17 protein-coding genes are annotated in these 21,117 nt (G+C 57.6%); 9 read left to right on the forward strand and 8 right to left on the reverse strand.

Annotated elements, in window-relative coordinates:
* Positions 1–70 precede the first annotated feature (70 nt).
* From ccoP to ccoN, 4 genes are read right to left on the reverse strand one after another with little or no spacing between them, the layout of a single operon-like run.
* Positions 71–1,054 carry a cytochrome-c oxidase, cbb3-type subunit III gene (gene ccoP, locus BN1123_RS07515; RefSeq protein WP_042026190.1) on the reverse strand — a complete coding sequence of 328 codons (984 nt, stop codon included), beginning with the start codon at positions 1,052–1,054 and terminating at the stop codon, positions 71–73.
* On the reverse strand, positions 1,054–1,233 hold the full coding sequence (locus BN1123_RS07520) for a CcoQ/FixQ family Cbb3-type cytochrome c oxidase assembly chaperone (RefSeq protein WP_026456585.1): 180 nt from the start codon (positions 1,231–1,233) through the stop codon (positions 1,054–1,056). Before BN1123_RS07520 ends, ccoP begins: the two co-directional genes overlap by 1 nt.
* Positions 1,234–1,244: 11 nt before the next feature.
* Positions 1,245–1,859 carry a cytochrome-c oxidase, cbb3-type subunit II gene (ccoO, locus tag BN1123_RS07525; RefSeq protein ID WP_042026191.1) on the reverse strand — a complete coding sequence of 205 codons (615 nt, stop codon included), beginning with the start codon at positions 1,857–1,859 and terminating at the stop codon, positions 1,245–1,247.
* A gap of 16 nt (positions 1,860–1,875) precedes the next feature.
* Complete coding sequence (ccoN, locus tag BN1123_RS07530) at positions 1,876–3,300, reverse strand: cytochrome-c oxidase, cbb3-type subunit I (RefSeq protein ID WP_026456586.1); 1,425 nt, start codon at positions 3,298–3,300, stop codon at positions 1,876–1,878.
* A 282-nt stretch (positions 3,301–3,582) separates the two neighbouring features.
* Between ccoN and BN1123_RS07535 the strand changes: the two genes are divergently transcribed.
* From BN1123_RS07535 to BN1123_RS07575, 9 genes are all read left to right on the forward strand, one after another.
* Entirely contained in the window at positions 3,583–4,044 is a 462-nt protein-coding gene (locus BN1123_RS07535) for a hypothetical protein (RefSeq protein ID WP_042026192.1), read from the forward strand.
* Positions 4,045–4,137: 93 nt separating this feature from the next.
* The gene (locus BN1123_RS07540; RefSeq protein ID WP_042026193.1) at positions 4,138–4,596 is read left to right on the forward strand and encodes a GAF domain-containing protein; all 459 of its coding nucleotides are present in this window, start codon (positions 4,138–4,140) and stop codon (positions 4,594–4,596) included.
* Positions 4,597–4,699: 103 nt separating this feature from the next.
* Entirely contained in the window at positions 4,700–5,338 is a 639-nt protein-coding gene (proQ, locus tag BN1123_RS07545; protein WP_026456589.1) for an RNA chaperone ProQ, read from the forward strand.
* 8 nt (positions 5,339–5,346) lie between these two features.
* Positions 5,347–7,362: a carboxy terminal-processing peptidase gene (gene prc / locus BN1123_RS07550; RefSeq protein WP_042026194.1), complete on the forward strand. Its 2,016-nt coding sequence runs from the start codon at positions 5,347–5,349 to the stop codon at positions 7,360–7,362.
* Positions 7,363–7,492: 130 nt separating this feature from the next.
* Positions 7,493–10,117, forward strand: coding sequence for an aminopeptidase N (gene pepN, locus BN1123_RS07555; protein ID WP_042026197.1), 2,625 nt, complete (start codon positions 7,493–7,495; stop codon positions 10,115–10,117).
* Positions 10,118–10,232: 115 nt separating this feature from the next.
* Positions 10,233–10,454 carry a DUF2835 family protein gene (locus tag BN1123_RS07560; RefSeq protein ID WP_042026198.1) on the forward strand — a complete coding sequence of 74 codons (222 nt, stop codon included), beginning with the start codon at positions 10,233–10,235 and terminating at the stop codon, positions 10,452–10,454.
* 278 nt (positions 10,455–10,732) lie between these two features.
* Entirely contained in the window at positions 10,733–15,571 is a 4,839-nt protein-coding gene (locus tag BN1123_RS07565; protein WP_042026200.1) for an NAD-glutamate dehydrogenase, read from the forward strand.
* Between the two features lie 76 nt (positions 15,572–15,647).
* A complete protein-coding gene (pyrD, locus tag BN1123_RS07570; protein WP_042026201.1) occupies positions 15,648–16,658 on the forward strand; it encodes a quinone-dependent dihydroorotate dehydrogenase in 1,011 nt (336 codons plus the stop codon).
* Positions 16,659–16,746: 88 nt separating this feature from the next.
* Positions 16,747–17,283, forward strand: a complete 537-nt coding sequence (locus tag BN1123_RS07575) for a cell division protein ZapC (protein ID WP_026456957.1) — start codon at positions 16,747–16,749, stop codon at positions 17,281–17,283.
* A gap of 132 nt (positions 17,284–17,415) precedes the next feature.
* Here the strand turns inward: BN1123_RS07575 and BN1123_RS07580 are convergent, their stop codons facing one another.
* From BN1123_RS07580 to BN1123_RS07595, 4 genes are read right to left on the reverse strand one after another with little or no spacing between them, the layout of a single operon-like run.
* On the reverse strand, positions 17,416–18,630 hold the full coding sequence (locus BN1123_RS07580; protein WP_026456956.1) for an EAL domain-containing response regulator: 1,215 nt from the start codon (positions 18,628–18,630) through the stop codon (positions 17,416–17,418).
* 14 nt (positions 18,631–18,644) lie between these two features.
* Entirely contained in the window at positions 18,645–19,724 is a 1,080-nt protein-coding gene (locus BN1123_RS07585) for a protein-glutamate methylesterase/protein-glutamine glutaminase (protein WP_197064478.1), read from the reverse strand.
* A complete protein-coding gene (locus BN1123_RS07590) occupies positions 19,721–20,581 on the reverse strand; it encodes a CheR family methyltransferase (RefSeq protein ID WP_042026202.1) in 861 nt (286 codons plus the stop codon). The genes BN1123_RS07585 and BN1123_RS07590 overlap by 4 nt, the downstream gene beginning before the upstream one ends.
* Positions 20,581–21,114 carry a chemotaxis protein CheW gene (locus BN1123_RS07595; protein ID WP_082037491.1) on the reverse strand — a complete coding sequence of 178 codons (534 nt, stop codon included), beginning with the start codon at positions 21,112–21,114 and terminating at the stop codon, positions 20,581–20,583. Before BN1123_RS07595 ends, BN1123_RS07590 begins: the two co-directional genes overlap by 1 nt.
* Between the last annotated feature and the right edge of the window lie 3 nt (positions 21,115–21,117).

Raw genomic sequence — 21,117 nt, forward strand, 5'->3', positions numbered from 1 at the left:
CCTCGAGTAGTCGAGGCTTTTTGCTGTGTAATCACGTGTTTATCACATGTTACTTCGGGTGTGGCCGACCTTATTTGGCAGTCTGTGGGTGAGACAGGCTGTAAACGTAGGAGGCCAGCAGGTGCACCTTGTCTTCGCCCAGAATGTCTTTCCAGGCCGGCATCACACCGTGGCGACCATGGGTGATGGTCTGGACCACCACTTCGCGGGAGCCACCGTAGAGCCAGGTGCTGTTGGTCAGATCAGGCGCACCGACGGCGATGCCGCCCTTGGCATCCGGACCGTGACAGGCGGCGCAGACCGCAAAGCGGGCTTCACCCTTCTTGGCTTCCACCAGATCAACCTTGCGACCAGACAGGCTCAGCACGTAGGAAGCGACTTCCTGCACGCCATCCTTGCCCAGGATCTCGCCCCAGGCCGCCATGATCCCCTGACGACCGCCCATGATGGTGGTCTTGATCTGATCCGGGGCACCGCCCCATTGCCATTCGCTGTCGGTCAGGTTCGGGAAACCGCGACCACCGCGGGCATCGGAGCCGTGGCACTGGGAGCAGTTCTGCAGGAACAGACGCTGACCCACCTTGCGGGCTTCCGGGTCGGCGGCGATCTCCTCGATGGGGCGATAGCTCTTGCCGTCAGCCTGGTAGGCCAGCTCGCGGAACTTGGCGCCGTAGATCTCGTCAGCCTTGGCGATCTCGCGGTCATATTCCACCGCACGACCTTCCGACTTGGCAGACTCGGTCGCAGCGCGGGATTCGGCCAGCGAACGGACATCCTGGTTGGAACTTTGCCAGCCCAACAGACCCTTGAAGTTGCCAAGGCCCGGGAAGGCGACCAGATAGACCAGACCGGTGACGATGAAGAAGAGGAACATGTAGGTCCACCACTTCGGCAGCGGGTTGTTGATCTCTTCGATGCCGTCGAAGGAGTGACCCATCGACTTGCCTTCTTCAACACCCATCTTGTCCTTGCGGCACCACATCAGCAGCAGGAAGCAGCCGAGGATGGTCCCCAGGGTAATGACGGTTACGAAAATACTAAACAGAGTGCTCATTATTGTTTCGCTCCTGCGTTCTTTTTATCAGCACCGGATTGCTCATCATCGGCGAAAACCAGATTGGCAGCCTCGTCGAAAGCGGTCTTGCGGCGTTTGCTGTAAGCCCAGACGAAGATGCCGATCATGATGGCCATCAACAGCAGGGTGTACAGACCGCGAAAAGTGCCGTAGTCCATCTCCACACTCCTTATTTCAGGGCATGGCCCAGTGATTGCAGATAGGCCACCAGGGCTTCCAGCTCGGTCTTGCCCTTGACGGCATCACCGGCGCCCTGAATATCGGCATCGGTATAGGGCACGCCGAAGTGGTCGCGGAACAGCGCCAGTTTCTTGCCTGTCATCTCGCCGGTCAGCACGTTGCGATCAAGCCAGGGGTAGGCGGGCATGTTGGACTCGGGCACCACGTCGCGCGGGTTGATCAGGTGAACCTTGTGCCACTCGTCGGAGTAGCGGCCCCCGACCCGTGCCAGATCCGGACCGGTACGCTTGGAGCCCCACAGGAAGGGGTGCTCCCACACGCTTTCACCGGCGACCGAGTAGTGACCGTAACGCTCGGTTTCGGCACGGAACGGACGGATCATCTGGCTGTGGCAGTTGGTGCAGCCTTCGCGGATGAAGATATCGCGCCCTTCCATCTGCAGGGCGGTGTAGGGCTTGAGGCCCTCCACCGGCTCGGTAGTCTGCTTCTGGAAGAAGAGCGGGGTGATTTCGACCAAGCCACCCAGGCTGATGGCAAATATGATGCCGACCACCAGCATGGGAACGCTTTTTTCAAAGATCTCGTGACGGTTATTGTTGCTCATGCTTTGACCTCTTCAATCATGCTGGCTGGGCGACGGGTTCCAGGGAACCCTTGGGCGCGGTGATGGTGCGATAGGCGTTGTAGGCCATCAGCAACATACCGGTGACAAAGAAGCAGCCACCCAGGAAGCGCACGAAGTAGAAGGGATAGGAGGCCTGCAGGGCTTCCACGAAGCTGTAGGTCAGGGTGCCGTCTTCGTTGACTGCACGCCACATCAGACCCTGCATCACACCGGAAATCCACATGGCGACGATGTAGAGCACGGTGCCCACGGTAGCCAGCCAGAAGTGCACGTTGATCAAGCGGATGCTGTACATGCGGCCCTGGCCGAACAGGTTCGGGATCAGGTGGTAAACCGCACCGATGGAGACCATGGCAACCCAGCCCAAGGCACCGGAGTGAACGTGACCTACGGTCCAGTCGGTGTAGTGGGAGAGGGCGTTGACCGTCTTGATCGCCATCATGGGGCCTTCGAAGGTCGACATGCCGTAGAACGACAGGGAGACGATCAGGAAGCGCAGGATGGGGTCATAGCGCAGTTTGTGCCAGGCACCGGAGAGGGTCATGATGCCGTTGATCATGCCGCCCCAGGAGGGCACGAACAGGATCAGGGACATCACCATGCCGAGGGACTGGGCCCAGTCAGGCAGGGCGGTATAGTGCAGGTGGTGCGGACCGGCCCAGATATAGAGGGAGATCAGCGCCCAGAAGTGCACGATGGAGAGTCGGTAGGAGTAAACCGGGCGGCCGGCCTGTTTGGGCACGAAGTAGTACATCATGCCAAGGAAACCTGCAGTCAGCAGGAAGCCTACCGCGTTGTGACCGTACCACCACTGCACCATGGCATCCATGGCACCGGAATACATGGAGTAGGACTTCATGCCGGACAGCGGCACTTCCATGTTATTGACGATGTGCAGCACGGCGACCGTGATGATAAAGGCGCCGAAGAACCAGTTCGCCACATAGATGTGGGAGGTGGTGCGCTTCATCAGGGTGCCGAAGAAGACGATGGCGTAGGCGACCCAGACCACGGTGATCGCCAGATCGATCGGCCACTCCAGCTCGGCATACTCTTTGGCGGTCGTGAATCCCAACGGCAGCGAGATGGCCGCAGAGAGGATGATTGCCTGCCAGCCCCAGAACACGAAGCTGGCGAGCGGGCCACCAAACAGCCGGGTCTGGCAGGTACGCTGCACCACGTAGAAGGAGGTCGCCATCAGGGCGCTCACCCCGAAGGCGAAGATCACCGCGTTGGTGTGCAGAGGCCGCAGACGACTGTAAGTCAGCCAAGGGGTTTCGAAGTTGAGGGCAGGCCAGATCAGCTGGGCTGCGATCAGTACGCCAACCGACATGCCGACAATTCCCCAGACAATCGTCATGACGGTAAACTGGCGAACAACGGTGTAGTTGTACTCAGGATGGTTAGTTGTATGGCTCATCGTTATATTCCGCTTCCGATGCTGCTGTTGTTTGGTTTTTGTCCGGCGAACCGGACCTGTTTCATCGAGTCACCGCCCACCAGTTGTTAACATCTGTTAACGAAAGGAAAAGCAAAAGATGACCATATGAAAACTGCATGGGAATGATACTGAAGTGACAGGTAAAATAACAGTATAAACAGTGATATATTTGGCTCCGTCCGGCCTCGTTTTAACCGCGATTTACCTTGTGCGAGATCACAAAAATACTATTTTTTCTGCATCTTATTGGGACCGCTTTTCATGAAAGAAAAACTCACTAGCCGTAAAGTCATGCACCTCGGACTGGTGCTGGCCCTATTATTGGGGCTCATTGCATACCGTACCTGGTTTTCAACCGAAAACAGCGCCGCACCCGCGCCGATAAAAGATCAGATTTGTGATCTTTCCCACAGCAGTTGCACTGTCTCTGTCGGCGAAAAACCCCTGACGGTGGCGGTGGCCGATCTGCCGGTACGCGCCGAACGGGATTTTGCCCTGCGCATGACGGGGGGGGATCCGGCCATTACCCCGGTGAAGGCATGGCTGGAAGGGCGGGATATGTTTATGGGAACCATTCCGGTCAAGTTTGAACAAATAAGCGGCGGTTGGCAGGGAACGACCTTGGTGGGCAGTTGTACTTCTCCCACTATGGTCTGGCTGCTCAATATCGAGTGGAGCAATGGCGAGCGCCAGCAATTGGCGTTGTCGGTTGCCCGGGAATAAGTCGTTGGCCGCAAAGGAGTGGAAAAAATATTTGAAATTTCCATGCCAGGCGTTACCTTCCCTTGGCCTACAGGGAGTGAAATCTATTTAATCATGACTGAGAAAAATCAATTTTATCGAACCCTCAATCAACAGGCGCGAGCCCTGCTGGAGGGAGAAACCGACCTGATTGCCAACCTGGCCAACCTCTCCGCCCTGCTCAATCAGGAGCTGGCAGATATCAACTGGGTCGGTTTTTATCTGTTGCAAGGGGACACCCTCGTATTGGGGCCCTTCCAGGGCAAGCCGGCCTGTGTCCGCATTCCCGTCGGCCGTGGTGTCTGTGGTACCGCCGTGTCAGAGGGCAAGACCCAGCTGGTGGATGATGTGCATCAGTTTGATGGGCATATTGCCTGTGACGGTGCCAGCAATGCCGAAATCGTGATCCCGGTGCGCCGCAACGGCGAGATCATCGGGGTGCTCGACATCGACAGTCCGATTTTTAACCGTTTCGATCAGGAAGACCGGATTGGCCTGGAAGAAACGGTGCAAATTTTGGAAAGCATGCTCTAAGTGATTGCTTAGATGGTTCGCAAAAGGCCCCAAGCTCTCTATAATGAGGCCTTTGTTGTGCTCGGGAAGTGCCCGTGCGTTTATATGAAAGCCAAGGTTATACATGGAAAACACTGAGAAGCTGAAGAACAGTAAAGAAATCGTTGCCTACCTGGTCGAGAAATTCCCGGCCTGCTTCGTTGCTGAAGGAGAGGCCAAGCCGCTCAAGATTGGCATCTTCCAGGATTTGGCCGAGCGTCTTGCTGACGATGCCAGAGTCTCCAAGACCATGCTGCGCTCTGCTCTGCGTCAATATACTTCCAGCTGGCGCTACCTGCATGGCCTCAAGGCTGGCCAGGCTCGTGTCGATCTGGACGGTAACCCGGGCGAACTGCTGACCGAAGAGCACATCGAACACGCCAAGCAGGCGCTGAAAGAGAGTAAAGAACGCGTCTTTGCCAGCCGTCGTACCAACAACAAAGAGAAGGATGACAAGGCCAAGAAACCCCGTCGTCCGGCTCCTCGCAAGACCGAGAAGGCGGATGTCGCCGCCAAGCCAAAGGCTCAGGAGAAAGCGCCTGTTGCCGATGCTCCGCTGGTCAAGGTGGATGCCGCTACCCTGAAAGTGGGTCAGGACGTCCGCGTGGTCATGGGCAAGTCTCCGGTTCCCGCAACCATCAAGGAAGTGACCAAGGACGACGTTCAAGTCCAGCTGCAGACCGGCATGACCCTGCGGGTCAAATCAGAGCACCTGGTTCTCTAAGGAGAGACATGTTGAAGCATGGCGTAATTCGTTTTTCCCTCGTTGCCTGTAGCCTGGCGCTTGCCGGGCTCGCACAGGCCATCGAGCCGGTGCTCAAGGAGAGTGATTTGCCTGTGTTGGCTCAAGAGAGCCAACATGCTACGGCCAGCAAGCGAATTGCCAATCTGTTTACCCGCTCGCATTACAAACAGTTCAAGCTGGATGATGCCTTTTCCTCCGTGATCTTCGACAAGTATCTGGAGAATCTGGATTACAGCCGCAACCTGTTTTTGGCCTCTGACATCAGCCGTTTTGAAAAGTACCGTAACGGGTTTGACACCGACCTCGAAAGAGGTCGTCTGGCACCCGCCTACGAGATGTTCAACCTGAGTCAGCAGCGGCGTTATGAGCGGTTCGAATACGCCCTCAAACTGCTCGATACTCCTTTCGATTTTACCCAGCCCGACAACTATGTGTTCGATCGGGAAGGGGCGGCTTGGCCGAGGGATGAAGCCGAACTCAACGAGTTGTGGCGCCAGCGGGTCAAGTACGATGCACTGAGCCTCAAACTCAGCGGCAAGGAGTGGCCCGAGATCAAGGAGCTGCTTGGTAAGCGTTACAACAACGCCATCAAGCGGATGTCCCAGACCGAGAGCGAGGATGTGTTCCAGCTCTTCATGAACTCCTTTGCACGCGCCATCGAACCACACACCAGTTATCTCTCACCGCGCAGCGCCGATCGTTTCAACACCGAGATGAACCTCTCGCTGGAGGGGATTGGTGCCGTACTGCAGGCGGAGGATGACTTCACTGTCATTCGTTCCCTGGTGCCCGGTGGTCCTGCTGCCAAGTCCAACAACCTCAAGCCCGATGACAAGATCACCGGGGTAGGGCAGGAGGATGGCAAGATCGTCGATGTGATCGGCTGGCGTCTTGACGACGTGGTCGAGCTCATCAAGGGGCCCAAGGGCAGCAAGGTGAAGCTGGAGATCCAGCGCGGCAAGGGCGCCAGCGCCAAGACCGAGCAGATCGAGCTGGTGCGGGACAAGGTGCGCCTCGAAGATCGCGCCGCCAAGTCCAAGGTGATCACCGCCGAAGGCAAGAAGATCGGGGTCATCGAGATCCCCAGCTTCTACGTCAATCTTCATGAAGATGTGATCAAGGAGCTCTCCAGCCTCAACAAGCAGAAGATCGATGGCCTCATCATCGATCTGCGCGGCAATGGTGGCGGTGCCCTGACCGAAGCTTCGGCCCTGAGCGGTCTCTTCTTTGCCAGCGGTCCCGTGGTGCAAATTCGTGATCACATGGGCCGCATCACGGTCAATGGCGATGACGATGGTCAGGTCTACTACGGTGGCCCCATGTCGGTGATGATCGATCGCTACAGCGCCTCGGCCTCCGAGATCTTCGCCGCCGCCATGCAGGACTACGGCCGCGCCCTGATCCTCGGGGAAAACTCGTTTGGCAAGGGGACGGTGCAGCAGCATCGCAGCCTGGCCAAGGTCTACGACTTCTACGAGCAGCCGCTGGGTCACGTGCAGTACACCATCGCCAAGTTCTACCGGATCAACGGCGGCAGCACCCAGAACAAGGGGGTTGCACCGGACATCAGCTTCCCGACGCCAGTTGCGCCGGAAGAGACTGGCGAGAGCCGCGAGTTCAACGCGCTGCCGTGGGACAAGATAGCCTCGGCCAACTACCAGACGCTGGGCAATTTCACCAGCCAGCTGCCCAAGTTGCAGGCGGCCCACGATGCGCGGATTGCCAAGGATCCCGAGTTTGCCTACGTAATGCAGGACATCGCCGAGTACCAGGGGGAGAAAGACAAAAAATCGGTCTCCCTCAACGAGGCAGAACGTCTGGCAGAGCAGGCCAAACAGGACGAGAAGGCGCTCACGCGCGCCAACGAACGTCTGGCCCGCCTTGGCAAGCCTGCGGTGAAGAGCCTGGATGACTTGCCTGCCGATTTTGAGGCGCCCGATGAGTATCTCGTCGAGGCGGCCAACATCACGGCGGATCTGGCCAAGGCCGGCAAACGCAGTTGAGTTGGCCAATCTGAATCTACAAGGGCGACGCGAGTCGCCCTTTCTTTTATCAGACCGCAAATCGTTTGACCCCGCCTGCCGGTTGTGCCAGCCTCTTTCTCGCCTTTAACAAGCGTGGAAGCAGACAATAATGACAAATCACTCCCAGGCCATGACGGCCAAATATCGTCAGGACTACCAGGCCCCTCTCTACTGGATTGATACCATCGATCTGGATTTCCAGCTGCAGGAACCCCTCACCCAGGTCACCGCCATCACCCGCATTCGACGCAACGGCGATCACAACGAACCTTTGGTGCTCGATGGCGAACAGCTGACGCTCAAGAGCATCGCCATCGATGGTGTGCCGTGCGAGCATTATGAGCTGGGGGAGGGTAGCCTGACCCTGTTCAACCTGCCCACCGAGTGTGTGCTGACCATAGTCACCCTGCTAGATCCCGCCGCCAACAGCGCGCTGGAAGGACTCTACAAGTCCGGTGATGCCTACTGCACCCAGTGCGAAGCCGAAGGGTTTCGTCGCATCACCTATTATCTCGACCGGCCCGATATCCTGGCCCGCTACAGCACCCGCATTACCGCAGACAAGGCCAAGTATCCCTTCCTGCTCTCCAACGGCAACAAGGTCGACAGCGGCAATCTGGACGGTGGTCGCCACTTCGTGCAGTGGCAGGATCCCTTCCCCAAACCCAGCTATCTGTTTGCTCTGGTCGCCGGGGATTTTGACGTGGAGCGAGGCAGTTACGTAACCCTAAGTGGCCGCAAGGTGGCCCTCGAGATCTTCGTCGACAAGGGCAACCTGGATCGGGCTGGTTTCGCCATGGAGAGCCTCATCAACTCCATGCGTTGGGACGAACAGCGTTTCGGTCTGGAATACGACCTCGATATCTACATGATCGTCGCGGTGGACTTCTTCAACATGGGCGCCATGGAGAACAAGGGGCTCAACATCTTCAACTCCAAGTTCGTGCTGGCCAACCCGGCTACCGCCACCGACAGCGACTACCACGGTATCGAACGGGTGATCGGTCACGAATATTTCCACAACTGGACCGGCAACCGGGTCACCTGTCGCGACTGGTTCCAGTTAAGCCTGAAAGAGGGACTGACGGTGTTTCGGGACCAGGAGTTTTCCTCCGATCTCGGCTCCCGTGGGGTCAACCGCATCAACAATGTACGCACCGTGCGCGGCCCGCAGTTTGCCGAAGACGCCGGTCCCATGGCCCACCCCATCCGCCCGGATGTGGTGATCGAGATGAACAACTTCTACACCCTGACCGTTTATGAGAAGGGTTCTGAAGTGATCCGCATGATGCACACCCTGCTTGGTGAAGAACATTTCCAGGCCGGCATGCGCCTCTATTTCGAGCGCTTTGACGGTCAGGCTGTGACCTGCGATGACTTCGTACAGGCGATGGAAGATGCCTCCGGGGTGGATCTTGGCCGCTTCCGTCGCTGGTACAGCCAGTCCGGTACCCCAGAGCTGACGGTAACCGACGAATACGACGCCGCCAGCGACATCTATCGCCTGCACGTGCGCCAGCACACGCCACCGACCCAGGATCAGCCACAGAAACTGGCACTACACATTCCCCTCGACATCGAGCTTTATGATGAACAGGGGGCCGTTATCCCGCTGCAATATCAGGGCAAGGCGATAGGCAACGTACTCGATGTGCTGGAGTCTGAGCAGACCTTTACTTTCGATCGAGTGCCAACCAAACCGGTTCCCTCCCTGTTGCGGGACTTCTCAGCCCCGGTCAAGTTGCACTATGACTACAGCGACGAGGCGCTGGCTTTCCTGATGCGCTTTGCCCGCAACGAATTTGCCCGCTGGGATGCCGCCCAGATGCTGATCAACAAGGCGGTGATTGACGGGGTTACCCGGGTACAACAAGGGCAGGACGTGGCGGTATCGGCCACCTTGCTGGATGCCTTTGTCGCCATTTTGGATGACGGCGAGCTGGATCCGGCGCTCAAGGCCGAGATCCTGGCGCTGCCGGGGGAGGCGACCCTGGCCGAACTGTTCGAGGTGGCTGATGTCGATGCCATCCATCGGGTGCGTGATGAGATCCAGCTGCGGCTGGCGCAGGCCTTCGGGGCGCGGCTGGCCGCCCAGTACGACAGTCTGAAGCTGCCGACTTATCGGGTAGTGCATGCCGACATGGCCAAGCGTGCCCTCAAGGGCGTGGTACTTGGTTATCTGGCGGCGCTCGACGCAGACAGCGCCGATCTGCTGGTGCGCCAGCAATATGCGGCCGCCGACAACATGACCGACACCCTGGCGGCGCTGCAAGTGGCCAACAGCCATCTGCTGCCGTGCCGCGCCGAGCTCCTGGCCGATTTCGAAGGCAAGTGGGCGCACGATGGTCTGGTGCTGGACAACTGGCTGCGCCTGGTGGGAAGCAAGCCGGCTGCCGATGTGCTGGCCGATGTGAAGCTGGCGATGGCGCACCCCACCTTCAGCATTCGCAACCCGAACCGGCTGCGGGCGCTGATCGGCAGCTTTGCCATGAACAACCAGGTGCAGTTCCATGCCCGCGATGGCAGCGGCTACCGCTTCCTGACCGATCTGCTGATCGAGCTCAACGAAGTTAATCCCCAGGTGGCGTCACGCCTCATCACTCCCCTTATTCAGTTCAAACGGCTCGATGAAGAGCGCAAGGGGCTGATCCGCGCCGAGCTAACCCGACTGGCCAGCCTTGAAGGATTGGCGCGGGATCTGTTCGAGAAGGTGAGCAAGGCGCTGCTGCAGTAAGGAAACAGGGCAGGGGATGGGTCTCTTCTGCCCACTCTTGCCCGCGTTATGCCCGTGAAGATAAAGACAAGGCGAGCGGTTCGATTGAACCCTCGCCCTTTTTGAAGGAGCCGACGTGAAGCAGTTTACCTTTCGATTATCTCTGAGCCACGACGAGATCATGCTGATGTACCAGGGCCACGTCAGGCGCCTGGTGGTGGGAACCGAGCAAGGGCTCACCATAGAGATAGGGTTGGAAAAAATCCGTCCCTTTGTCGCCCACAGCGGGGTGTACGGCTATTTTCGCCTGAAAACCCAGGACGATTATCGCTTCATCAGCCTGGAACGCATAAATTAACATTTTTGGAACAGATTGCCGACTAGTTATCTCGCTTTTATCACTAACTATCCGGTAATTTTCCGCAAAGGCAGTGAGAATTTCTGTTTTTTTTATCATTGGCAAAATTTCTCACAGTTTAAGTCGTGATCTGTCCCCTGTTTTTAACAACTTATTAGCACTATCGCTCGCCTTCCCTTATTCAAGCCATTACACTTCGCAACAACTCTGTACCAGCGGGCAATCAGGGTGATTGCCTCTGCGTCGGTGGTTAATGTCGTCCGATAAGGAATATAAAAATGGCATTGAAAGACGCCCCTACCTCAGTTCTGCTCGAAAACGTTCTCAGCCTGATCAACCAAAAATTGCCCAAAAACAGTGCCTCCCTGGTCGAGCGCTTCGTTGCCAAGTTTTACGGCAACATGGCCAGCAGCGACCTGCATGATCGCAACGACAGCGATCTCTACGGGGCGGCGCTGAGTCTGTGGAATGCGCTCAACCAGCGCGTCGGTACCGCGCCCTGCATCCGGGTCTACAACCCGGAGCTGACCCGCCACGGTTGGCAATCTCCCCATACCATCGTCGAGATCATCCTGCAGGATGCCCCTTTCCTGGTGGACTCCATCCGCATGGCCCTCAAGCGCCTCAATATCACCGCCCACATGATGCTGCACCAGCCGCTGCACCTTATTCGTGACGGCGAGGGCAAGATCAGCGCCATTCTGGACCTCGACAACACGGCCGAACAGACTTCCGTTGAGACCGCCTTCCTCATCGAGATTGACCATCTGACCAGCGAGGCACAGATGGAGGCCCTGGCCGCCGAGCTCGACTCGGTTGCCGGTGAAGTGGCGCTGGCGGTAGGGGACTGGCAGCCCATGCTGGCCAAACTCAACGAGATCATCGATGAGTTGCCCAAGCGCAAGCTCCCGGTCAGCAAGGCAGAGGTGGACTCTTGCGTTGCCTTCCTGAAATGGGTTGCCGCCCACAACTTTACCCTGATGGGCTACCGCCGCTATGACGTCAAGGCGGTGGAAGGGGATCACGAGATCCTGCCGCAGGCCAGCTCGAGCCTCGGGTTGATGAAGAACTCCATCAAGGAAGAGGGGCAGCGCCTTGGCACCATGCCGGCCAGCGCCCGTCACGAGGCATTGAGTTCCGATCTGCTGATCCTCACCAAGTCCAACAGCAAATCCCGGGTTCATCGTCCGGCCTATGTGGACTACATCGGCATCAAGCGCTTTGACGAGCATGGCAAGGTGATCGGCGAAGACCGCTTCATCGGCCTCTACGCCTCTTCCATCTACAACACCAGTGCGACCCAGATCCCCCTCATCAGCCATCGCCTCGAGCGGATCATGGCCGCCTCCGGGTTCGAGAAGGGCTCTCATGCCTACAAGGCGCTGCTGAACGTGCTGGAAACCTATCCGCGTGACGAGTTGATCCAGGCCCGTGAAGAGGAGTTGCTGGCCACCGGTCTCGGCGTGCTGGAGATGCAGGAGCGTGACATGCTGCGCCTGTTCGTGCGTCGCGACGTCTACGGCCGTTTCTTCTCCTGCATGGTCTATGTCACCAAGGAGCGTTACAACACGGCGCTGCGAGTCAAAACCCAGCAGATCCTGCAGAAATATTTCGGCAGCAACGAAGAGGTGGAGTTCAACGTCTACTTCACCGAAGGGGTGCTGGCGCGGACCCACTACATAGTGCGGGTCAACAACAACAACGTGGATGTGGATGTGAACGAAGTACAGAACAACCTGATTGAAGCCGCCCGCAGCTGGGACGACAGACTCGACTCCGTGCTGCTCTCCCACTATGGCGAAGCCCGTGGTAACGAACTGCGTCGCCGTTTCAGCGCCGCCTTCCCCCGTGCCTACAAGGAAGACGTGCTGCCGGGTTCTGCCGTCGCCGACATCATGGCGCTGGACAACCTGAGCGAGGCCGAGCCGCTGGGCATGCTGTTCTACCGCGCCCAGGAAGAGCAGAACGATCGCCGGGTGCGCCTCAAGCTGTTCCATCGCACCGAGCCCATCCATCTCTCCGATGTGTTGCCCATGCTGGAAAACATGGGGTTGCGGGTTATCGGCGAGACCCCGTATCAGGTCCGTACTCCGGCTGACGAGGTGTTCTGGATCCTTGACTTCTCCATGCTGTTGCACGGTGAGCAGCCGTTCGATCTGGAGCAGAGCCAGCAGCGCTTCCAGGAAGCGTTTGCCGCCATCTGGAACAAGAGCCTGGAAGATGACGGCTTCAACCGTCTGGTGCTGGGCGCAGGCCTCACCGGCCGCCAGGTCTCTGTGCTGCGTGCTTATGCCAAGTACATGCGCCAGACCGGGGTCTCCTTCAGCCAGTCCTATATCGAGGAGACGCTGACCCGCTACCCCGACATCGCCCAGTTGCTGTTCACCCTGTTCGAGCAGCGCCTCAATCCTGCCATCACCCAGGATGCCAAAGTGCAGGCGAAGATCCACGAGCAGCTCGCCGCCAAGCTGGATCAGGTCGCCAACCTGGATGACGATCGCATCATTCGCCGCTTCATGGAGATGATCGACGCCACCCTGCGCACCAACTACTACCAGAAGGACCAGGCGGGCAACATCAAGCCCTACATCTCCTTCAAGCTGGCCCCCTCCAGCATTACCGACATGCCGCTGCCGCTGCCCAAGTTCGAGATCTTCGTCTACTCGCCGCGGGTGGAAGGGGTTCACTTGCGCTGGGGCAAGGTGGCCCGTGGTGGCCTGCGCTGGTCCGATCGCAAGGAAGACTTCCGCACCGAGGTACTGGGGCTGGTCAAGGCCCAGCAGGTGAAGAACACCGTCATCGTGCCGGTCGGCGCCAAGGGCGGTTTCTACTGCAAGCAGATGCCGGCAGGTGCCCCTCGCGCCGTTATCCAGGAAGAGGGCAAGGCCTGCTATCGCCTGTTTATTCGCGGTCTGCTGGATGTCACCGACAACATCATCGGTGGTGAGATGATCCCGCCAAAAGACGTGGTTCGCCACGATGAGGATGACTACTACCTGGTAGTCGCCGCCGACAAGGGCACCGCCACCTTCTCCGACATTGCCAACGAAATAAGCCTGGAGTACGGTCACTGGCTGGGCGATGCGTTTGCCTCCGGCGGTTCGGTCGGCTATGACCACAAGAAGATGGGCATCACCGCCCGCGGTGCCTGGGAGTCGGTCAAGCGGCATTTTCGCGAAATCGGCGTCAACTGCCAGACCACCGACTTCACCTGCGTCGGGATCGGCGACATGGCGGGGGACGTGTTCGGCAACGGCATGCTGCTCTCCGAACACACCCAGCTGGTGGGCGCCTTCAACCACATGCACATCTTCATCGACCCGACGCCGGATGCGGCCAGTAGCTTCGTCGAGCGCAAGCGCTTGTTCGAGTTGCCTGGTTCGAGCTGGGATGACTACAACCGCGAACTTATCTCGGCAGGGGGCGGCATCTTCCTGCGCTCGGCCAAGTCCATCAAGCTGAGCCCCGAGATCCAGACTCTGCTCGGTACCGACAAGGCCAGCATGGCCCCGAACGAGCTGATCAAGGCGCTGCTCTGCCTGAATGTGGACTTGCTCTGGAATGGCGGCATCGGCACCTATGTGAAGAGCGCCCGCGAGAGCGATGCCGAAGTGGGTGATCGCAGCAACGACGTGCTGCGGGTCAATGGTCGCTCCTTACGTGCCCGCATTGTGGGCGAGGGCGGCAACCTCGGCTTTACCCAGCTTGGCCGGGTGGAGTACGCCAGCCAGGGCGGACGCATCAACACCGACTTCACCGACAACGTGGGCGGCGTGGATTGCTCTGACAACGAGGTCAACATCAAGATCCTGCTGAACCAGCTTGTTGCGGCAGGGGACATGACTCTCAAGCAGCGCAACCAGATGCTCTATGAGATGACCGACGACGTGGCGCAAATCGTTATCACCAACGCCTATCGCCAGTCCCAGTCCATCTCGGTCACCAGTTTCCGCGGTGCCGAGCAGCTCAAAGAGCAGCAGCGCTTCATCCAGGGGCTGGAGCGTGAAGGCAAGCTGGATCGTGCGTTGGAATTCCTGCCCTCCGATGAGGAGCTCTCCGAGCGGATGGCGGCCGGGCAGGGACTGACCCGACCCGAGCTGGCGGTGCTGGTGGCCTACGGCAAGATGGTGCTCAAAGAGCAGCTCAATTGCCCCGAGGTGACCGACGAGCCCTTCCTCGCCAACATGCTGGTGACCAGCTTTCCGGCCCAACTGCAGCAGCAGTTTGGCGCGGCCCTTGCCCAGCACCCGCTGCGCGGCGAGATCATCGCGACCCGGGTGGCCAACATGCTGGTCAACGACATGGGCCTCAACTTCGCTAGCCGGATGAAGGACGAGACCGGCGCCTCCCTGGCCGAGGTGGCTTGCTGCTTTGCCATGGCTCGCGAGGTATTCGGCCTCAACGCCCTGTGGCGCGATATCGAAGCCTGTGACAACCAGGTGGGAGCCGAGACCCAGCTCGAGCTGATGTTCTACAGCCGTCGCATCGTGCGCCGTGCCACCCGCTGGTTCCTGCGCGCCCGTAATCGCAGCTGGAGCATCAGCGAGAATATCGCCTTCTTCCGTCCGGCCTTCGAGACCCTGGCCGAGCACCTCTACGAGGTGATGGACGAGAGCGAAGTGACCGAGCACCGTCAGGTAGTGGCCAAGTGGATGGAACGCCAGGTGCCCGAGCACATTGCCCGTCAGGTCGCCCACATGAGCAGTCTCTTCTCCAGTCTGGATCTGGCGCAGATTGCTGCGGAGCACAAGACCGACATCCTGCGCGTCGCCAATGTCTACTACCGTCTCGGAGCCAAGCTGGATCTGCACTGGTTCCTCGATCAGATCAACCATCAGCCGGTGGGCAACCACTGGCAGGCGATGGCTCGGGCCTCCTTCCGCGAAGATCTGGACTGGCAGCAACGCAGCCTCACTTCCGTGGTACTGGAAGGGTGCAAAGATCAGGGAGAATGCGCTACCATACTGGCCGACTGGATTTCGGAGCATGAGCAACTCTTGTCCCGTTGGACCCATATGTTGGCCGACTTCAAGACCACGAGCACCCACGAGTTCGCCAAGTTCTCGGTGGCCTTGCGCGAGTTGAACCTGCTCCAGTTGAATTGCCGAGCACTGTAATTGCCAGATAAGGCATAACACCGGCATAACACCCAAAGCCCCGGCCAGTTGCCGGGGCTTTTTTTAAGGAGCAAAGATGTTGTACCCCATCGCCAGGCATTTCCTGTTCAAGCTCAATCCGGAACAGGCTCACGATCTTTCTATGAAATATTTGCCCCGCCTTCTCGGTACGCCACTCGATTGTTTCTTCCGTCAGAATTTGCCGAAACGCCCCGTCACCGTCATGGGGCTTTCTTTTGCCAATCCGGTGGGATTGGCAGCAGGTCTTGATAAAGATGGGGAGTGCATTGATGCGTTGGGAGCCATGGGATTTGGCTTTATCGAGGTAGGCACTGTTACCCCCAAACCCCAGAGCGGCAACGACAAACCCCGCCTGTTCCGGGTTATTCCGGCAGAGGGGATCATCAACCGCATGGGTTTCAACAACAAGGGTGTTGACCATCTGGTCGCCAGAGTCAAAGAGGCGAAATATCAGGGGGTGATCGGCATTAATATCGGCAAGAACAAGGACACCCCCATTGAGCAGGGCAAGGATGATTACCTGTTCTGTATGGACAAGGTTTATGACCATGCCGGTTATATTGCCGTCAATATCTCCTCGCCCAATACCCCGGGGTTGCGCCAATTGCAATATGGCGAGGCGCTCGATGAATTGCTGGCCGCTCTCAAGGTTCGTCAGCAGGAGCTGGCGGCCAAATATAAGAAGTATGTGCCGCTGGCTGTAAAAATTGCCCCAGATTTGAGCCTTGATGAAATAGATCAGGTTGCCGCCTCTCTGGTTCGCAATGGTATCGATGGCGTTATCGCGACCAATACCACCCTGGAGCGGGGAATGATCTATGACATGCCCCATGCTGGTGAAGCAGGTGGTCTCAGCGGTCGCCCATTGCAGCACAAGAGCACTGAGGTGATCCGCCACTTGGCAAAGGCTCTCGATGGCGCCCTGCCCATCATTGGGGTAGGGGGGGTGGACAGTGCCATGGCCGCCCGTGAAAAGCTGGCAGCCGGTGCCAGCCTGGTGCAAATTTATAGCGGTTTTATTTATAAAGGCCCGGGGCTGGTTAAAGAAATCGTCGAAAATATATAAGAAATAACCTGGAGCCCTTTATTTGACGTTGCCGATTTTATCTACATGGAATAAAGTCATCAGATGCAATATCAAGAAGGGCTCCCACATGTTTATCCAACCGACCGATAGCTGGCAATGGCACTACGATGCTCAGAATGACCGTCTGATGTTGGAACTGTCTGATAACATGTTATTTGCCACCGAATATAAGGGGCGGCAATTGGTACCCAATGCATTCACGACTCAGCCTTTTTGTGTCGATGATGCTGCACTTTATTATCAGCTGATGGATAAAGCTGCCGAACTGCAGTGGAGTATTCCTCATCAGGTACAACTGGTACTCAATGCCATCGCCGTCAGTCGATTTTATAAACCACTGATGCCGCAAAGTTGGTTTTTCAACGAACAACATTCAACCATCTGGCCAATAAATGGTGATTTGGTCTGGATGTGTACCTCTCACGGGCGTGGCGAGTTCATGGTCATCGAAGCAGGGGAACAGGCCAGCGTCTGTCTGAATTTGACCGATGATTTGATATTGACTACCAGCAAGCAATTGCCCCGTTTTGGGGTGATCAAAGTCATGAATAACCGTATGGTTCCCCGTGTCGTTATGACGGAGCAATACCGTCAGGTTAGTTGAAGGTATTATTGTGCGGTGCCATTAAATAGCCCCAGGTGGCTATTTAATGGCACTGTTAGCTAGCCGTGTTCAACCGTGATCTTTCATCTCTCTATTGCAGATATGCTGCGATACTCTTCATGCCTTGTCGTGTTATGACTTGCTGGATTTTTCCTGCCATTCGAGATACCAGTTTTCAACCTGATCGATGGGTAATGGGCGACTGATGTAATAACCTTGCGCCAATTCGCACCCAAGCAAGGCCAGTTGCTGCCAATCTTCCTGATTTTCCACCCCTTCTGCGACGGTTTTTAACCCCAGTTTCTGACTCATCACGATGGCGGACGTCAATATTGCCAGCTTCTTGGGACTGGTGTGGGCATCGTGAACAAACTCCTTATCTATTTTGATTTCGGTGAAGGGGCAGCGAGAGAGCTGCTTCATGGATGAATAACCGGTGCCGTAATCGTCCATGGCAATGCCAAAACCGCGCAACCGTAAGCGTGCCAAGGTGCCGAGCGACATGGCAATATTCGACATGAAGGTGGTTTCAGTAACCTCGATGATGAGGGTTTGACAGGAGAGTTGATGTTCCTGAGCAATCGCGACCATGTTGTCGACCAGCTTGTCGGTAAGCAAAAGGGAAACGGGCAGATTCACCGAGCAACTGAGATCATCAGGCAGGACTGTCATGTTACGCAGCGCCGCGCAGGTGTCATGTAAAAAGCGATAGAAGAAGTCCAGCGCCAGGGGGCCCTCTTCCAGATGATGCACGAAGCAGATCGGAGGGAGTAAGCCATGCTCGGGATGACGCCAGCGCACCAGCGCCTCGAAACCAAACAGCCGCGAGTCCACCATGGTGACCTTGGGTTGTAAAAACGGCACAAGTTGACCACTGTTCAGCGCTTGTCGCACATCCTCTGCGGTGAACGATAGCTGCATCCATTTGTTGCTTTCCCGTCGTACCTGGGGGTCGCAATGTCGCAACATATTGCGCAGGTCGTTTTTCTTGAGTGGTTTGGCCAGCACGCCGATCACCTCAAGGGTGCCGGCATCGGCGATGGAGTGAATTACGTCCAGTACATCCCGTTCGACCGCACTCATCACGGCGATAAACATCTGGTAGTTGGTGTCTTTTTCCAAATGGCCGATGAGCTCAACCCCATCCATGCCCGGCATGTTGAGATCGGTCAGCAGCAGGTCCACATGGTCTATCTGTCGCAGCTTGTTAAGGGCATCCTGACCGTCGCTGGCGACATGGATCTGGCCAAAGCCCAGCTCCTGAAGCAAGCAGGTCACCTCATACTGCTGGGTGCGAGAGTCATCGACCACCAGGGCACAGCGGCCCTTCCATTGCACTAATGGCATAGTTGATCCCCTAGTTAATCTGACAATGTGAGGGTTTGGGCTATCTGCATGAGTGACATCACCTGATCCACCCCACCATGAGCTATCGCCTCTTTAGGCATACCAAATACCACGCAACTTGCTTCATCCTGAGCGATGGTTCGTGCGCCCGCATCGCGCAGCTCTCTCATACCCCTTGCACCGTCATCGCCCATGCCGGTCATGATGACGCCAGTAGCATTCTGGCCCGCGCTCACGGCGACCGAGCGAAACAAGACATCCACAGAGGGGCAGTGACGGGAGACGGGAGGACCTTCTTTCACCTCCGCCAGATACTGGTTGCCACTGCGCTGGATTAACAGATGCTTGCCCCCTGGCGCTATCAGGGCCACGCCGGGCAGCAGGCGATCTCCTGTCACGGCTTCTCTGACCTCCAACTGTGAATGATGGTTTAGCCGCTCGGCAAAGGAGGCCGTGAACCGTGCCGGCATATGCTGCACGATGGCGATCCCGGGGCAGGAAGCAGGCAAGCGGGTCAACAGATACTCCAGCGCCTGGGTGCCTCCCGTCGAGGTGCCGATGGCAATGATCTTGTCTGTGGTGCTAAACCTGGGGTGTTCCGCAGGGGCAGAGAGCACGGCATCGGCGGTATTTTTCGGAGGAACCGCGATGGTGCCGCCACTCTTGTTGCCGGCTGGATTGAGATTGCGCAACTTTGCATGGGCCGCACAGCGGATCTCCTGGATCAGATCATTGGCCCCCTGTTGCAGGAAATCCTTAATTCCTACTCCAGGCTTGGTCACAATGGCAATGGCTCCGGCAGAGAGGGCCTCCAGAGTGATGCTGGCACCCTCAGCAGTCAGCGACGAGCAGATGATGACCGGGGTCGGCCGCTCGGCCATGATCTTCTTGAGAAACGTCAAGCCATCCATCCTGGGCATTTCGAGATCCAGAATGATGACGTCAGGCCAGATCTTGTTCATCTGCCGCATGGCAAAGATGGGATCGAACGCGGCCCCCATGACCTCGATATCGGGCGCCTTGCCCAGCATCTGGGTCAACACTTCGCGCACCAGCGCAGAGTCATCCACGATCATCACTTTGATTGTCATCATTCATCCCGGGTGAATTGGCAGCGATAGCGAGAGGTGGCTTCCTGCACCAGCGGAAGATCCGGTTGACGGATAGTCTCCGAATGCCCGATGAGCAGATAACCACCCGGTTTGAGCAGTTCACACAACTGTGACAAAACATGAACCTTGGTCGCTTCATTGAAATAGATGAGCACGTTTCGCAAAAAAATCACGTCAAAGTCCCGCTCGATGAAATCGCGACATCCGAGCAGGTTCAGGTTCGAAAACGAGACTTTCCTGGCCAGCTCCGGCTTGACCCGGATCTTGCCTTCGTACTCGTCGTGGCCACGCTGAAAATAGCGCAGCCACAGATGGGGAGGGACATGCCTGGCCCGTTCGACGGTATAGATGGCGCGCTGGGCAAAGGGAATGACCCGGGTGTTGATATCGGTGGCGTGGATGTCCCAGCGCTCATTGATCCCCAGCTGTTCTGCCAGCACCATGGCGGCGGAGTAGGCCTCCTCGCCGGTAGAGCAGGCGGCAGACCAGACGCGCAGCGGGGCGGGATCTTCTGCCAGGCGTTGCTCTGCGTGGTGCTTCAGCCAACCGAAGTGCGGCATTTCACGAAAAAAATAGGTCTCGTTGGTGGAGAGCAGATTGATGGCGATCTGTCGCTCCTGACGGGCCTGCGGTTGATTGATCCGCTCCCAGTAGGCGCGGTAGCTGTCCAGGTGGAGCGTTCGCAAGCGTTTGGCCAGTCTGGATTGCACCAGCGCCCGTTTGCTCGGCGCAAGATCAATACCGGCGGACGCCAGAATAAAGCGGCGAAACAGCTCGAACTCCTGCTGGCTCAAGGTAGGATTAGGACCTGATCCCGGAGTGCCGGGGGGAGGGACCATCAGCACTCTCCCGCTCCCGCATTGAACAGCTGGTTGGTGGCGGCTTCCGCCATGACGCTCAGTTCGCTGATGGAGAGCGCCTTGGGCATATCGAGCAAGATGGCAAAGCGTTGGTCGATGGTAACCACGCCACGAATGAAGTCCCCCCTGATCTGGGTGCCAAAGGTTGGGGCCGGTTCGATGGCCTCTGTGGCTATCTCGAGTACTTCGCATACCGCGTCGAGCAGCATACCGATTTCCTGGGTACCGCCACTGCTGGTGGGTAGCGACAAGATGGCCACGCAGCTGGTGGACTGCAGCTCGGTCTGGCCCCGCCCAAATCGGATAGAGAGATCAATGACCGGCACCACGGCCCCCCGTAGATTGATGATCCCCCTGACAAAGCGCGGCATCATGGGCACCGGAGTCACCCCCTCGAACTCGATGATCTCGCGAATGCAGCCGATATCGACGCCGTACAGTTCCCCCCCGAGCATGAAGGTCACGCAATGAAAATGAGATGCTTCGGCGTCCTGGGCAAGCGTTGCGCACATAGA

Origin of the sequence: Aeromonas enteropelogenes (assembly GCF_000819845.1) — a bacterium.
GTDB lineage: Bacteria > Pseudomonadota > Gammaproteobacteria > Enterobacterales > Aeromonadaceae > Aeromonas > Aeromonas enteropelogenes.